Consider the following 15,894-nt stretch of genomic DNA (forward strand, 5'->3'; position numbering starts at 1 on the left):
CAGTGAGGTTTGAACCTATTATTATTACTCTAATTGACCCAGTCATTGATTTTAGCTCTTAGCCTGATCATTGCCTGCCCATGAATTTGGCTTACTCGAGATTCACTAACATCAAGTATTTGCCCAATTTCTTTTAAATTCATTTCATCGTTGTAATAAAGAGATAAAACAAGCGCATCTCTTTCTGGCAACGACTGTATCGCAGTCACTAGCGATTCGTTAAAGCGTTCATTTTTAACGTTATTGAACGGTTTGTCTAGCGCTAAATCATTGTTAACCGGTGTGATAACATCCTCGTCAACACCTAAATCCTCAATACCAATGATCTTACTTGCATTTACATCATGTAGAATATGATGGTACTCATCTAGCGTAATATCAAGTTTTTCAGCGATTTCAGTGTCTTTTGGTTCTCGACCCAATTCACTTTCTAAGTTAGCAACTGCCTCAGCGACCATTCTACTATTTTTGTGGACACTTCTCGGCGCCCAATCGCCTCTACGAATTTCATCAAGCATCGCTCCACGGATCCGAATACCAGCAAATGTTTCAAAGCTAGCGCCTTTGCTAGCGTCAAAATTTTTGCTAGCTTCGATTAAGCCAATCATGCCTGATTGAACAAGATCATCTAACTGAATATTTGCAGGTAGACGTGCGAGTAGATGGCACGCCACTTTTTTGACAAGACCGGTATGACGCTCTATCACGCTATTGAGGTTGTCTGTAGTTTGATAGCCCATCGCTTTACCCATCGATGACGACATAATTACCCGTTGACTAGTTGTTCAATAAAAAACTCTAAATGACCAGAAGGTTGGTGTGGAATTGGCCATTTTACAGCTTTACTGGCAAGCCCTCGAAATGCAACCGCTGCAGGGGAATTAGGAAATAATTCTACAATGGTTTTTTGACGGCGAGACGACTTACGCATATTTTCATCAAACGGAATGGTTGCAACTAATTCTAGCGCAACATCTAAAAATCTATCAGTAACCTTTGAAAGTTTTGCGAATAACTCTTGGCCCTCTCGCAAACTTCTCACCATGTTAGCGACGATTTTAAATCGATATACGCCATGCTCACGGCTCAGCACTTTTATCAGTGCATAAGCATCAGTTATTGACGTCGGCTCATCGCACACAACAACCATAACGTCTTGTGCAGCGCGAGAAAAGCTAAGCACCATATCTGAAATGCCTGCAGCCGTATCTACAATTAATATATCGAATTCAGTATTGAGTTCGCTGAATGCTCGAATTAATCCCGCGTGCTCAGCAGGAGTTAGTTCAACCATATTTTGTGAACCAGAAGTAGCAGGTACAATTTTAATACCAGCAGGACCTTCAACCAGGATTTCATCTAATTCACACTCACCTGATAATACGTGAGATAAATTCTTTTCTACTCTTAAACCAAGCATCACGTCACAATTTGCCAAACCTAAATCGGCATCTAAGACGAGTACTCTATTTCCTTGCTGACCAAGTGCAATGGCTGTATTTAGTGATACATTGGTTTTGCCAACGCCACCTTTACCACCCGTTACTGCAATTACTTTTACGCCATGGTTGCTATTTTGATTCATTCTACGCAGGCCACTTGCTTGATCTAATACTGTGTTAATCATACATTCCTACTGTCTGAGACGCTACAGGTACACGTCGCGAATGTTGTGCTTTTATTCTCTTTAAATACAATTGCTCAGCCTTTTTGACCATTTTATGAGCATTTGCTACGCGAATGTCTTCTGGCACTCGCTGACCGTTAGTAAGATACCCTATTGGTAAGCGATTTTGAATCGCAATACTAATAATCTCGCCTAAACTTAGACATTCATCAAGTTTTGTAAAAATACAACCACTTAAATTCACTTTTTGGAAGTGACGCACCGCTTCTTGCAATACATGCATTTGTGATGTTGCACTTAAAACCAAATAGCTACGAATATCGACTCGAGAACTTCTCATCAGAGTGTTTAACTGCTCAGTTAAACGAATATCTCTTTGGCTCATTCCCGCTGTATCTATTAATACTAGTCGCTTATTACGTAAATGATATAAAACTTCTGCTAATTCATTCGCATCTTTTACTTGCTTAACAGGACAGCCAATAATTCTGCCATATGTTGCAAGCTGCTCATAAGCGCCAATTCGGTAAGTATCAGTAGTAATAAGTGCGACTTTATCAGCGCCATATTTCTGAGCGCCTAATGCAGCTAATTTAGCAACCGTTGTCGTTTTACCAACCCCTGTAGGACCCACTAGAGCATAAACACCACCCTGACGTAGAATGTCGTTATTAGTGGTATGCATCTGGTTTGCAACCATCTCTAGTAAAGAGTTCCATGCTTCTTTACGTGAAACATCATCAGGAATAAAGCAAGCCATCTGTTCTGCGACTTCTTTATCAACACCCATGCCTTGTAAACGGTCAACCAAACAAGCTCTTGTAGGGTCTCTTCTTTCCATTTCTTGCTTCATCAAGCCTGACACTTGATGTTCAAGTAATTGACGAATAGCGTTCATTTCTTCACGCATCGTTGCCATTTCATCTACTTTTTTAGGTGTAGTCTCAAAATCATCACCAAAACCTGTATCTAAATCATCATCAAAATTCCACGCTTGAGCTTGCTGAGGTTGAGATTTAGGCTCTGTGCGATAATTACGAGTTGGAGCTGGGCGTTCATAGCGCTCTTCTTCAACTTGCTGCGATTTGAATACTTCTTCGGTATTGATACCTGATTGAGAAAACATAGATGCCAATTCAGGTGAGCGAGGTTTTGGCGCTTGTCTTTCTAAAAGTGCCTGCAAGCTATCCGCGACTTGGGCCTGTGCTTCTGGTCTAGCTCGCTGTGGCTCAGGACGAACAAAGTTAGGTTGTTGAACACGAGGTTGTGGTTTTGTAACTGCCGACTGTGCTGGTTGCTCTGGTTTTTCTGGAGCTCGATCATTATCTACAGCTGCAACAATTTCTACACCATCTGCCAGTTTTTTATTCGACATAATTACTGCTTCAGCACCAAGTTCTTCTTTCACTTCTTTTAGTGCTGTGCGCATATCTTTGGCAAAAAAACGTTTAATCTTCATGTTACAACCCCTTAATTCCTATCTATTGTCCAACTGAGCTTACAATTTTGATTTGTCTTTCATCTGGTACTTCTTGATATGACATCACGCGAAGACCTGGGATCGTATGTTTAACAAATCTTGAAAGCACACTTCTTAACATACCTGAGGTTAGAAGGATGGATGGGTCACCTAGCATTTCTTGCGTTTGGTGCGCTTCTCTTAATGATGCTTGAAGTCGCTCCGCAAGGCCCGGTTCAATTCCAGCCCCTTCATCACCTGCGTTCTGAAGTGACTGATGCAACATCTGTTCCAACTCAGGCGCCAATGTTATGACAGGGATTTCATCAGCGTTACCAACCGCATCTTGAACAATTAAACGACGTAGTGAAATTCGCACTGCAGACGTTAATACATCTGGATCTTGGCTACGAGGGCCATACTCAACAAGTGTTTGAACAATTGAACGCATGTCACGAATAGCGACCCCTTCATTAAGTAAATTTTGTAGTACTTTAACTACCGTTGTTAGAGGTAGAATATCTGGCACTAATCCTTCGACTAAACGAGGATGTGACTTAGCGAGCATATCTAGTAAGTTTTGTACTTCTTCATGCCCAAGCAGTAATGATGCATTGTTCGTCAGTAATTGACTGATATGTGTTGCTACTACTGTCGCAGCATCAACCACTGTATAGCCTAATGAATGCGCTTCATCTTTTTGCTCAGGTTTGATCCAAACCGCCTCTAAGCCAAATGCAGGATCTGTGGTTGCAACACCATTAATAGGACCAAATACTTGCCCTGGATTAATAGCAAGCTCATCACCATGTTTAAGCTCTCCATTGCCAGAGCCAACCCCCATTAAAGTAATACGATATTCATTGGGGTCTAATTCTAAGTTGTCTCTAATGTGTACAGGTGGTACCAAAAAGCCAAGCTCTTGTGAAAGTTTCTTACGAACACCTTTAATTCTGCTAAGCAGCTCACCACCTTGCGCTTGGTCAACTAACGGAATTAAGCGGTAGCCCACTTCTAAACCAATCACATCTACAGGCTGTACATCATCCCAGCCAAGTTCTTTTTGGTCTTGTGGTTTACTCGCTGCATCACCTGTTTTTGACAGTTGCGAAGAGGAGGTTTCTTCTGCTTTCGCTTTTTGTTGCTGAGTGTAATACGCCAGATAGCCAAGCAAAGCACCTAGGCTTAAAAATGCAAAATGCGGCATACCAGGTACTAAGCCCATAGTGATCAAGATACCAGCAGCAATGAAAAGTGATTTTTCATTACCCAATTGACTCTTAAACTGATCACCCATGTTGTGTGATTCGTTTTGGCGAGTTACAACAATTGCTGTGCCAATAGAAAGTAACAAAGAAGGTAATTGCGCAACCAGACCATCACCTATAGTAAGCAATGTGTAAACTTCCATTGCTCTCGAAAATGAAAGATCGTGTTGGATCATGCCAACAAATAAACCACCGATTATATTTATCGCTAAGATAACAATGCCCGCTATCGCATCACCTTTTACGAACTTACTGGCACCATCCATAGAACCATAAAAGTCAGCTTCACGAGTCACTTCCTCACGGCGATTTCTGGCCTCATCTGCACTAATAAAGCCAGCATTTAAGTCTGCGTCAATTGCCATTTGCTTGCCCGGCATCGCGTCTAATGTGAAACGCGCAGACACTTCTGAGATACGGCCTGCACCTTTGGTAATTACTACAAAGTTGATGATGATTAAGATCAGGAACACAACTAGACCAACCGCATAGTTACCACCGATTACAACAGAACCAAAAGCTTCAATTACCTTACCCGCAGCATCCCCGCCATTGTGACCCTCAAGCAAAACTACTCGTGTACTGGCTACATTTAGCGCCAATCGCATGATCGTTGCAATTAGTAGAACCGCAGGAAACATACCAAATTCCAAAGGCTTCATGGTATAGACGGTAACAAGTAACACCACCAATGCCAGAGCGATGTTGAAAGAGAAAAGAATATCTAATAAGAATGGAGGCAAGGGTAAAATTACCATGCCTAAAGCAGCAAGAACGAGTAACGGTGTTCCTACCCCCTTTGCATAGTCTTTTTTATTTTCATTAAGACTCTGTAAAACTGCTTTAAAATCCATAACTTAACAACTACAAAATATTGACACTGCTCTATTAAAGCAATTAATGAGCCAAAAACGTTGTTAAAATTAATGTTTTACTTCATTTGGGATCGGTAAGTTATTACTAAGCTTTGTCGGCTTTCGACCGCGACCTTTTTGATAACGCTTTAGCTGAAAGACATAGGCAAGAACTTGAGCAACAGCAGTGAAGAGTTGATCAGGAATTTGATGACCCACTTCAGTGGTATGATAAAGTGAACGGGTTAAAATAGGCGATTCAACAATGGGGACTTCGTTACCTTTGGCTATTTTTCTGATTTGCATCGCTAACTCATCAACGCCTTTGGCTAGTACAATTGGCGCCCCAGCCCTCTCAGTATCATACTTTAAGGCGACCGAGTAGTGAGTCGGGTTAGTAACAACCACATCAGCATCAGGAACATCTTGCATCATGCGCCTTTGCGACATTTCACGCTGTGTACGGCGAATTCTAGCTTTTATTTGCGGATCACCTTCAGAGTTTTTATGTTCATCTTTAACTTCTTGCAAGGTCATTTTGAGTTGCTTGTGATGGTTATAGCTTTGATATGGCGCATCTATCGCTGAGATAACAATCATGGTGCAACTTAGCGCTAAAAACATCCAAGCCAAAATTTCTAACGCATGAATAATAGAGTTGGGTATTTGCTCGATACTTAAATGTAAGATTTCATAAAAAAAAGTTTGTATCAGTAATATGGCGAATCCAGCTACTAATATAAATTTTAATATTGATTTAAGTAATTCAATGGCAGCCTGAGGGCCAAGCATACGCTTAACCCCTTTCATTGGAGACATTTTACTCGCTTTAGGCATCATAGCTTCCCAGCTAAAATTAAACCCTCCAAGCAAAGTATTTCCGACTATGCCAGCTATCGAAATGATAAAAACAAACATCGCCATCGGAAACAATAATTCGGAGAACATTTCTCCCCAAACAGCAAACATTTTAGTGGTGTCATAAGTTTCGTTGCGATTTAAAGTCAGTCCGCGGCCCATAATGTTATACAAGCCTTTCGCGATTGCTGGTCCATACAATAAAAGTGCAATAGCTGAGAAAATCAGAACAAAGGTAGTGCCTAACTCTTTTGAACGCGCCACTTGGCCTTTTCTTCTGGACTCTCGAACCTTTTTATCTGTGGGCTCTTCGGTCCTTTCTTGACCTGAATCTTCAGCCATAATTTAAACCGTACACCCTATTAAATTACACAGTAATTCTGTCATTTTAAGCCACTGATATTCATATTGCACAATGAAGTTACCTAGCGTCGCCCAAATAATCATTAAACCTGCCACTAAAGTAAACGCAAAACCTACAGAAAAAATGTTCATCTGGGGAGCAGCTCGAGTCATGATACCAAATGACAAGTTTATAACTAACATAGCAGTTAAAGGAGCGAGCGATAAAGCTAGAGCAGTAGAAAACATCCAGCCCCCCCAATTAATGATTTGCCAATAATTATCGACTGCCCAAGTAAACTGGCCTATTGGGATTGTTTCAAAGCTGTAGATGACCATCTGAATCATCATCAGGTGACCGTTAAAAACAAAAAATAAAAGGGTAGATAGGATCAGGTAAAATTGACCAACAGCAGGTACGCTTAAGCCGTTAGCCGGGTCGACTACTGAGGCAAAACCCAAACCAGTTTGCATTGCCAATATTTGACCAGCAACAATAAACGTATTTAGTAGCAACATTGATGCAAAGCCTATTGCGAAACCAATTATCATCTCTTCAATAACAACAAGTACCATGGCGAAAGAAAATAGGTCAGTAAACTGGGACTTTGGCAACATCGGCATTGCAGCAAAAGTAATAACGATAGACAGAGCTAATTTAATACGTGAAGGGACACTTTTAGCACCGAGGCCAGCCATAATCATCATCATACTGGTGACTCTAACTAGCGGTAGAATAAAGTCACTTAGCCATTGAATGACAACAGCAAAGGGGAACTCCATTTTTTATCCTGCTATTTCAGGGATTTGCATTATTAACCCCTGAAAATAATCCATTAAAACTTGCGTGATCCAATGACCTCCAATTATCAAAGCTATGATAGTAATGATAAGTCGAGGTAGAAAACTTAATGTTTGCTCGTTAATAGAAGTCGCGGCTTGGAAAACAGCTACAACTAGGCCAACTAACAGGCCTGGGACAACAATAGCGGATACCAGCTTTATAACAATAAATAAAGCATCACTGAGAATGTCGACAAAAACTTCTGGTTCCATATCAAACTCCTAGACCAAAGCTTCGAGCCAAAGTCCCCATTACAAGCCCCCAGCCATCTACTAAGACGAACAGCATTATTTTAAATGGTAAAGAAACAATCATAGGTGAAAGCATCATCATACCCATGGCCATCAAGACACTGGCAACAACTAAATCTACAATCAAAAATGGAATAAAAAACATAAAACCAATAATGAAAGCGGTTTGTAATTCGCTGGTAACGAAGGCAGGAATTATAACTATAAAGGGCGTATCTTCGGGGCTATCCAGCTTGTCATAGCCTGCTATTTTCGCAAAAGTCTCCAAATCCTTAATGCGTGTCTGCGACAACATAAATGCTTTTATCGGCTCTTTCGCCTGCTCTAAAGCTTGAATAGATGTTAACTCTTCATTGAGGTAAGGCTGCACTGCTCTGTCATTAATTTGCGAAAAAATGGGTGCCATAATGAAAAATGTTAAAAACAGAGACATACCAAGCAAAATTTGATTAGAAGGTGTTTGCTGTAAACCTATTGCCTGTCTTAAGATGGCCAATACAACAATAATACGCGTAAATGAAGTCATCATAATAACAGCAGCAGGAATAAAGCTCAGCGCCGTCATCAAGGCAAGCACCTGTAAAGTCACAGAATATTCTTGCGTACCATCAGGGTTAGTCGTGACACTCAACGCTTCAATGCCTTCAGCACCAGCGAAAGGTGCCATTAAAAATAATGCTGTAATGAAAATGTACTTAATCATCGGTTTTATTCTTCTTATTCGCAGGCATCATAAAGCGGCTGAGCTCTTTGGCAAAAGCAGGGGTGTTTTGCTCACTCAATGGTGATTCAAGTTGATACAGATAGTTGATTGTATGAGAGGTCACACCTAGCAAGTGATGTTTACCATCTAACTCTATGACCATCAGGCGCTCTCTGTTTCCCAACGGAAAACTTCTTACTACCTTAAAATCAGGACTGTTACCTATACTGGGGTTTAGCCTTTTCAATAATATGGCCATACCAACAATTAAGCCTAGCACTAAAAAAAGTGATAGGCTCATTGATACTAAATCGCTACTCAGACCCATGTTAGCCGAATCAGCAAATACCGGGGTTGAAATCCCAGCCAAGCCTAATAGCTTTTTGTTCATCGCAGTTTCTTAATTCGTTCTACTTGGCTAATTACGTCAGTGAGTCGAATACCAAACTTATCGTTTACAACCACAACTTCACCATGCGCAATAAGCGTACCGTTAACTAATACATCTAACGGTTCCCCTGCAACTCTGTCTAACTCAACAACAGAACCTTGGTTTAGTTGCAAAAGATTACGAATATTAATTTTAGAACGGCCCACCTCCATAGAAATGGTGACCGGAATATCTAAAATCGTATCAAGTTTACGTTTTTCTTCAGCAGAAAGGTTTTGAGAAGAGTCTTGTAGTTCATCAAGCTCAGCTACCTCAACATCACCACCTTCTTCGGCTCCTTCTGCTTCAGCCAAGGCCGCAGCCCATTCATCCATAGTATCTTGATCATCGCTCATAACTTAAAACCTAATAGTTAACCTTACCAATCTAAATCTACACCTTCAGATAAGTGTAAATCTTCCTCTAACTCTGCCAGCTCTGCATCAGAATCGAGCTTCTTACCACCTTTAGTGAATACATGCAGTTCAGACTTAACAGACTCAGGACGTTTAATCTTCTCACTAATTTGTAGTGCAACATTGTCTCTAGAGCGACCCATTTTAGCTCTAAATGTCGGTAAATCCTCTACAAATACTGTAATGTGTTCAGGCATCTCAACAGGTATAACATCCCCAGCCTTTAAACTCATCACTTGCTCTAATGACAAATCTATTTCTAGCAATTGAGTTGATAGCTCAACTTCAACATCCATGATTTCATCTCTTAGTGCCTTACTCCAACGAAGGTCAGTGTCTTCCGTATCAGATTGCACACCCGCATCTAACAACTCCCTGATTGGCTCGAGCATCGAATACGGTAAAGAAATATGAAAATCACCGCCGCCGCCATCAAGTTCAATGTGAAATGAACTAATAACCACAACTTCTGTTGGACTGACAATGTTAGCCATCGCCGGGTTTACTTCTGAATCTAAATACTCAAAAGAAACATCCATAACGGGTGCCCAGGCTTCTTTATAATCTTCAAAGATGATTTTTAATAACATCTGAACAATACGTCGTTCAGTAGGTGTGAATTCTCGGCCTTCAATTTTGGCATGATAGCGACCATCGCCACCAAAAAAGTTATCTACTAGGATGAAAACTAAACGTGCTTCCATGGTGATCAAGCCAGTCCCTTTTAAGGGCCTGAATCGCACCATATTCAAGCTGGTAGGAACAAACAAGGTATGTATGTACTCACCAAACTTGAGCATCTGTACACCGTTTATAGAAACTTCAGCGGTACGACGCATCATATTGAATAGGCTTATCCGCATATGTCTTGCAAATCGTTCATTAACAATTTCCAAGGTCGGCATTCGACCACGAACAATACGATCTTGAGAGGAGAAGTCATACTGCAGGGCACCTGCCGAGGACTCACCTTCCCCTTCAACTATGTCGTCTTCTTCAACTTCATCGACGCCATGTAAGAGCGCATCAATTTCGTCTTGAGATAATAAATCGCTCACTTAGCCCTCGCTACTGCATAACAAAGCCGGTGAATAAAACTCGCTCAATGACTTTACTGCCTTCAACAGCTTCCATCGCAGCTTGAACTTTATCTAACGCGGTAAGACGAATTGTTTCTTTGCCTGCAGATGTACTCAATTCATCTGCGGTAGTCGTTGACAAAACGCCTAACAAAGTACTTTCGATCAAAGGAATATGTTTTTTCGCAACCTCTTCGTTCACATCACCACGCACAAGTAGCTGCACTTTTATCTGTACGATTCGATCTCGACTAGCGCCAGGTACATTGAAAACAAAAGGGCGAGGCATTGCTACATATAAGGCACTTCCGATTTCTGCACCGGATGATTCTGATACTGTTTCGCTTGCTACAGTTTCTTCAGCGAGTGTTTCAGGCTGTTCTTCATCACCTGATAAGAAAAGGAAAGCCCCAACACCACCAGCAATTAAAATAACCGCCGCAGCAATAATGATGATGAGCTTTTTCTTGCCCCCACCCGACTCTTCGATTTCTAAATCAGTTTCTTCTGCCATGCCTAGCCTAGCCTTTAAAATTATTATCTATTTAATTCACAATATAGCAGGTGTTAAGCATAGTAATCTATGCCAGACTCACTACTACTTGAATTTGTGTTTGAATGTTGGCTATTTTGCGCTTGTGACTCTTGATTGGCAAGCTTTGAATGCCCAAGTTCTTGAGCTTCATCAGTACCTTGCTCAGAACTTGAGCCAGAATCTTGCTGAATATTACTCTCTCCTAGCTGAATACCTTGCTCCGCCAACATTTCTTTCAATTTAGGCATCGACTCTTCTAAAGCCTCTTTAGCTTGCTGGTTTTGCACTACAAAGTTAACTTGCGCCTGCTCAGCTTCGCTACGAATGCGGATCTGCATACTGCCAAGCTCAGGTGGGTCTAACCTAATTTCAGCTTCTTTATTATTAATCATCAGCATCGAATTCACTTTGTCATGTAACGCTTTTACTGCTTCACTTTTTTGTAAATTAAACACTTGCCCTTGGTTTGGATCTTGACTTATTTTTTGACCCATTGAAGTGTTTTGCTGTGTTTGTGCATTTTGTAAAGCAGTATCAAATTGCTGAACTGTTTGGGAAATATCTAACTCATGTATCGATTGAACAGCAGCTTGTTGAGGCTGAGCCATGATTGATTTAAATATATTCTCAGCTTGTGACCCCATCGATGACTTACGAACAGGCTTTTCATTTTGCTCATGATTGGTCTGCAAAAACTCAGCTCCTTCAAAGACAGACTTACTCTCTTGCTTGACCTGTTCAACCGTAGATTGAGCTGTTTCAGACAAACTCTGCGCTGTGACTTTTGTGCTGTTATAGCTCGTTAAATCATTAGCACTTTTGCTTTGATTTTGACTCTGACTTGGCAAGTTAGCCATTAATTTGACTGTTTTTTTCGCATCACTATTCGGCAATTCGCTATTTGCTGCCAATAAAGCCAATGCATCTTCAGCACGTTTAAGTTGTACATCATTTAATTTTCCACTATCCACCGCGTGCTGAAGTGACTGTTGAAGAACCTCTTTCTCTTGGGTCGGAAGCGCCTTAATTTGCTGTGCTAATTTGTCATTAGACACTTCGGACTTATTCATCAAATTAACTGCTTTTTCTACAGGTAAAGTTACTTTTTCTTCACTATGGTTCACTTTGTCTAAATGCGTCACTACTTTTGCTTCAGCTGAAATAGAAACCTTATTGTCTTTTGACTCTTCATCTACTTGTTTAGCACTTGGAGACCCTTGACTTGCAATTTTCTGAGCATTTTCTATTTGAGCTGAGCTAAGCTTACTCGTTTCACTTTTAGCACTTAGCTGAAAATTTAGAGTTTCTTTACCAGCTTTTTCGTCAATTACAGGCCCACTCTGTTGAACTTTATTTTTTATCTCAACTTTCTCATTTTTACCGACTTGAGCCGTTAGTGTAGTTAACAAGGCTTCAGCCGACTTTGGCTTTTCTGACGCATTATTTATTTTAACCGTACCTTGAGTGATAACAGTTTCAGTTTCTCCAAGCTCTGCCGAACTCACAGCCTCAGCTTTTCCTGATGACATATTTGACGCTGACTGAGGGTTACCTTTTATTGGTAAAATTTGATCTAAAGACTTTTTACCAACCTTTTCACTCACCGACTCCGAATTTGTTGAAACCGAAATTTGCTCATCCATTTTCAGTGGGTTGAGTGCTGGAGGTGCGATATTGTCTATTTTCTTATCGCCCTTATTTTCTACAACTTCGTCTTTACCTTGATATAGCGATAAAACATCTTTTAATGCTTTAGGAACTGGTGCTAAGTGCTGTTTAACATCAGTAGTTTGAGAGTTTGACGCCTGAATTTGCGCCAGTAAATTATCGGACGAAGAAACAACTGCCTTCTCATCAGGAACAGTGCTTTGAGCACTATAATTCACGACTGCGGCGGCTTGATGGGGCTGTTTTACATCACTGGCAAAATAATCTTTATCTTTGCTTAGATTACCTCCAATGCTTTGCTCCACAACATCACTGCCAGGCTCAACGGTTTCAGAAGTGTCAACGTCGTCTGTTAAATCATTTTCGATTGTGTTTTTAGGGTGTAAATTACCACCAATTTGTTGCTCAGGATTATCTTTCACAACAAGTTGTTCAGAATTATCTTTAGCAGTGTTTTGCTCGGCGTTATGCTCTACACCTAATCGATTCGCAAGAATATACTCAGCTCTGTGTTTACGTTCTGTTTCGTCACTTTCATTAATTGGTTTACTTAGGTTCCCACCAATTTCCTGTTCAGCTTTGCCTTTAGAGACAGCAACTTTTTCATTTTTCTCTGTCTTTAAATCAGCACTCTTTTCACTTGTTTGCTGAGGCTTGTGTAAGTTCCCACCAATGCTTTGTTCAGGCTCTTTCTTGTTTGAAACATCTAAGGTTTTCTTTTCAAAGGCACTAGAAGCTTTTTCTGCGCGCTCTAATTCTGAATAAAAGGCACTTTTATCAGCTTGTTCTTTTTCGCTGGCAAAACGCGCTTTTTCAGCTTGGCTCAATTTTAGATCCACTTCTAATTTTAAATTAAGCATATCTACACCTTTTTAGAGCGGCAACAGGAAGCCGCATTTGTATTAAATTTAAAAACCTATAAAAACAAAGCAATATTTAAGCCAAATTAGCTTGCGACACGACGCATAAATATGTTTGTTGCAAACTCGTCTAATATTTTTTGCTCAGCTTTATTTTCTTTTATCTGCTTTTCAATGGCTTTCTTTTCAATTAACTTAGCTATCGCTTTGGTTTTTGCTTGCTGAGCTAACCACAATTTACGGCGCTGCTCTTCAACTTGCTTCGCCGTTCTAACCGTAGTCGCTTGCTGATTTATCGCTTCTTCAATTTTATTAATAAATGAATTGTACTGTTTGATACTTTCACAACTCATGCCTTGCTTGGCCTTGTTATGAAGTTGTTGGCTATACTCCAGGCGAAAGTCATTCAAGCCCTGAAGCTTTTGCTGATTACTAATAAAGTTTTGCTGTGCTTGCACATAATTAATGCGCAGATTTTCTTCTTTATCCGTTTCCAGTTTGAGCAGTAAATCTAATTTATTATTCGCCATTAACCTTGTCCTAATAACTGCGCTAAACCTTGCAAGCATTCATCATATGGCAACACATCTTTCATGCCTTGCTGCAAGAAACCATTGACTTGGGGCATCATCAAGATTGCCTGATCGAGCATAGGATCACTGCCTTTTTGATAAGCACCTAGGGTGATCATATCTTTGTTTTGTTGATACATTGAATACACTTGCTTTAACACTCGAGCTTGTTGCATATGAGGTTCAGAAACAACTTGTGGCATAACACGACTAATGGACTTTTCGATATCTATCGCCGGGTAATGGCCACTATCAGCAAGCTCTCGAGATAAAACTATATGCCCATCTAAGATTGCCCTCGCTGAATCTGCTATTGGATCCTGCATATCATCACCTTCACTTAAAACAGTGAAGAAAGCAGTGATTGATCCTTGCCCTTCACCTCCGTTACCCGCTCTCTCCACCAGCGCAGGGAGTTTTGCAAATACTGAGGGCGGATAACCTTTTGTAGCTGGCGGCTCGCCAACGGCCAAGGCTATTTCACGTTGAGCCATAGCATAACGAGTAACCGAGTCTAAGAGCAAAAGCACGTTTAGACCTTGATCGCGAAAGTACTCTGCAATTGTGACCGCACTCTCACAGCCTTTTAAGCGCATTAGTGGAGACGCATCTGCTGGAGCTGCAACCACAACAGAGCGACGACGTCCTTCGGCACCCAAAATTTCATCAATAAATTCTTTCACTTCTCGGCCACGCTCACCAACAAGACCGACAACAATAACATCTGCTTCACTACCTCGAGTCATCATCCCCAGTAGCACCGACTTACCAACACCACTACCTGCAAACAAGCCCATACGCTGACCTTGCCCAACGGTAATGATAGAATTAATTGCACGCACGCCCACATCCATAGGTTGGCTGATCGGACGCCTCGCCAGCGGGTTGATTGGATCTTGTGCAAATTTGAGATAATGCTCAGCTTCTATGGCACCGAGCCCATCAAGAGGTCTACCCAGACCATCTACCACTCGCCCTAATAAACACATGCCGACTGGTAAGCCTGTTTCGTTCAATTGCGGGATCACACGCGCTCCGGGAAGTACGCCTGAAATATGATCGTTTGGCATAAGATAGAGTGTATCGCCGTTAAAGCCTATGACTTCGGCATCGACAAAACCTCGGATAGTTTCGATTTTACATTGACTGCCAACAGGTGCACTCAAACCTCGCGCTTCTAGGGTTAAACCCACTACGCGAGTCAAGCTGCCGGCTACAGGCGTAGCAAAGGGCTTAATGTGTTTTTGGTAGCGCGTTAAGCGCTCTGCTAAAGGACTTTCAACACTCATGCATGATAATTACTGGTATTAGATACCACTATCATGCAAAAACTTCTCCATAATTTCAGTTAATCGAGTTTTGAGTGTCATATCTATCGAAGACTGAGCTGTTTTTACTTCACAGCCACCTTTGTCTAATGTTGGTTCAGCCACTAACTGCCAGTGTTGTTGCTGCAGGTGTTCAGCACCATATGCTTCTTCTACCAGGCTTAAATCTTCTGGGTTCAAATGAATTTTGACTGCTTGCTCTTGCAAGGGTAACGCGTCAATGGCTTTTTTGAGTGCAACTAAAATAAGATCAGGATGTGTTTGTAACTCTTTAAAAACGACTTGCTCCGCCAATAATTTGGCGAGATGAACAAGTTGTTTCTCGACTAATTCGTCTACTTTGGCCAGTGGTTCAGCTATACCATTAATAAGTTCGTTTAAAGTTTGCAACTTATCTTCAATTAAGGGTTTTGCATCGTTCAGCCCTTGCTCTTTCCCTATTTCGATGCCTTCTTTATAGCCCGCTTCTTTGCCATCTGTGACGCCTTTATCAAAGCCTTCAATATAGCCTTGCTCATGCCCTTGTTTAATACCTTCTTCATAGGCATCTTGGCGAATTTGCTCAAGCTCTTCCAATGTCAATGTTGGAAAATCTTCAGGCTCTTGTGTTTCAGGCTCAGCTTGAGGCACATGATTTTGCTTCTTATACACCTGCTCTAAAGGCTGACCAAATGCCGTTGAGCGTCCTGAAAGCTTTCTTGGATCTTCGCTTACATCAGGAATTGGCCAGCTTTTTAATAATTCATCAAGCGCTTCACCCTCAACTGGCCTGCCTTTATAAAATTTTTTATCGCTCATAG

At 41.1% G+C, this 15,894-nt stretch carries 16 protein-coding genes; all 16 read right to left on the minus strand.

Going from position 1 to position 15,894, the window contains the following annotated elements; all coding sequences use genetic code 11:
• Positions 1 to 29: 29 nt before the first annotated feature.
• Positions 30 to 740 carry an RNA polymerase sigma factor FliA gene (locus ACH784_RS12710; protein WP_404395268.1) on the minus strand — a complete coding sequence of 237 codons (711 nt, stop codon included), beginning with the start codon at positions 738 to 740 and terminating at the stop codon, positions 30 to 32.
• A 26-nt stretch (positions 741 to 766) separates the two neighbouring features.
• Positions 767 to 1,627, minus strand: a complete 861-nt coding sequence (locus tag ACH784_RS12715; protein ID WP_404390739.1) for a MinD/ParA family protein — start codon at positions 1,625 to 1,627, stop codon at positions 767 to 769.
• Complete coding sequence (flhF, locus tag ACH784_RS12720) at positions 1,620 to 3,086, minus strand: flagellar biosynthesis protein FlhF (protein ID WP_404390741.1); 1,467 nt, start codon at positions 3,084 to 3,086, stop codon at positions 1,620 to 1,622. The genes ACH784_RS12715 and flhF overlap by 8 nt, the downstream gene beginning before the upstream one ends.
• 22 nt (positions 3,087 to 3,108) lie before the next feature.
• On the minus strand, positions 3,109 to 5,208 hold the full coding sequence (gene flhA, locus ACH784_RS12725) for a flagellar biosynthesis protein FlhA (RefSeq protein ID WP_404390743.1): 2,100 nt from the start codon (positions 5,206 to 5,208) through the stop codon (positions 3,109 to 3,111).
• Positions 5,209 to 5,277: 69 nt separating this feature from the next.
• Entirely contained in the window at positions 5,278 to 6,408 is a 1,131-nt protein-coding gene (gene flhB, locus ACH784_RS12730) for a flagellar biosynthesis protein FlhB (protein ID WP_404390745.1), read from the minus strand.
• Positions 6,409 to 6,411: 3 nt separating this feature from the next.
• Positions 6,412 to 7,191 carry a flagellar biosynthetic protein FliR gene (fliR, locus tag ACH784_RS12735; RefSeq protein WP_404390747.1) on the minus strand — a complete coding sequence of 260 codons (780 nt, stop codon included), beginning with the start codon at positions 7,189 to 7,191 and terminating at the stop codon, positions 6,412 to 6,414.
• Between the two features lie 3 nt (positions 7,192 to 7,194).
• Positions 7,195 to 7,464 carry a flagellar biosynthesis protein FliQ gene (fliQ, locus tag ACH784_RS12740; RefSeq protein ID WP_404390749.1) on the minus strand — a complete coding sequence of 90 codons (270 nt, stop codon included), beginning with the start codon at positions 7,462 to 7,464 and terminating at the stop codon, positions 7,195 to 7,197.
• Position 7,465: 1 nt separating this feature from the next.
• Complete coding sequence (fliP, locus tag ACH784_RS12745) at positions 7,466 to 8,206, minus strand: flagellar type III secretion system pore protein FliP (protein ID WP_404390751.1); 741 nt, start codon at positions 8,204 to 8,206, stop codon at positions 7,466 to 7,468.
• Positions 8,199 to 8,597, minus strand: a complete 399-nt coding sequence (gene fliO / locus ACH784_RS12750; protein ID WP_404390753.1) for a flagellar biosynthetic protein FliO — start codon at positions 8,595 to 8,597, stop codon at positions 8,199 to 8,201. The genes fliP and fliO overlap by 8 nt, the downstream gene beginning before the upstream one ends.
• The gene (gene fliN, locus ACH784_RS12755) at positions 8,594 to 8,992 is read right to left on the minus strand and encodes a flagellar motor switch protein FliN (protein WP_404390755.1); all 399 of its coding nucleotides are present in this window, start codon (positions 8,990 to 8,992) and stop codon (positions 8,594 to 8,596) included. The genes fliO and fliN overlap by 4 nt, the downstream gene beginning before the upstream one ends.
• A gap of 23 nt (positions 8,993 to 9,015) precedes the next feature.
• Positions 9,016 to 10,110 (minus strand): flagellar motor switch protein FliM, encoded by a 1,095-nt coding sequence (gene fliM, locus ACH784_RS12760; RefSeq protein ID WP_404390757.1) that lies wholly within the window; start codon positions 10,108 to 10,110, stop codon positions 9,016 to 9,018.
• 10 nt (positions 10,111 to 10,120) lie between these two features.
• Positions 10,121 to 10,645: a flagellar basal body-associated protein FliL gene (fliL, locus tag ACH784_RS12765; RefSeq protein WP_404390759.1), complete on the minus strand. Its 525-nt coding sequence runs from the start codon at positions 10,643 to 10,645 to the stop codon at positions 10,121 to 10,123.
• 53 nt (positions 10,646 to 10,698) lie between these two features.
• Positions 10,699 to 13,194 (minus strand): flagellar hook-length control protein FliK, encoded by a 2,496-nt coding sequence (locus ACH784_RS12770; protein ID WP_404390761.1) that lies wholly within the window; start codon positions 13,192 to 13,194, stop codon positions 10,699 to 10,701.
• Positions 13,195 to 13,280: 86 nt separating this feature from the next.
• Positions 13,281 to 13,724 carry a flagellar export protein FliJ gene (gene fliJ, locus ACH784_RS12775; protein WP_404390763.1) on the minus strand — a complete coding sequence of 148 codons (444 nt, stop codon included), beginning with the start codon at positions 13,722 to 13,724 and terminating at the stop codon, positions 13,281 to 13,283.
• On the minus strand, positions 13,724 to 15,055 hold the full coding sequence (gene fliI / locus ACH784_RS12780; protein ID WP_404390765.1) for a flagellar protein export ATPase FliI: 1,332 nt from the start codon (positions 15,053 to 15,055) through the stop codon (positions 13,724 to 13,726). Before fliI ends, fliJ begins: the two co-directional genes overlap by 1 nt.
• A gap of 18 nt (positions 15,056 to 15,073) precedes the next feature.
• Positions 15,074 to 15,892: a flagellar assembly protein FliH gene (gene fliH, locus ACH784_RS12785; RefSeq protein WP_404390767.1), complete on the minus strand. Its 819-nt coding sequence runs from the start codon at positions 15,890 to 15,892 to the stop codon at positions 15,074 to 15,076.
• Positions 15,893 to 15,894: the final 2 nt, after the last annotated feature.

Source organism: Pseudoalteromonas phenolica, assembly GCF_044788725.1.
Classification (GTDB): domain Bacteria; phylum Pseudomonadota; class Gammaproteobacteria; order Enterobacterales; family Alteromonadaceae; genus Pseudoalteromonas; species Pseudoalteromonas phenolica_C.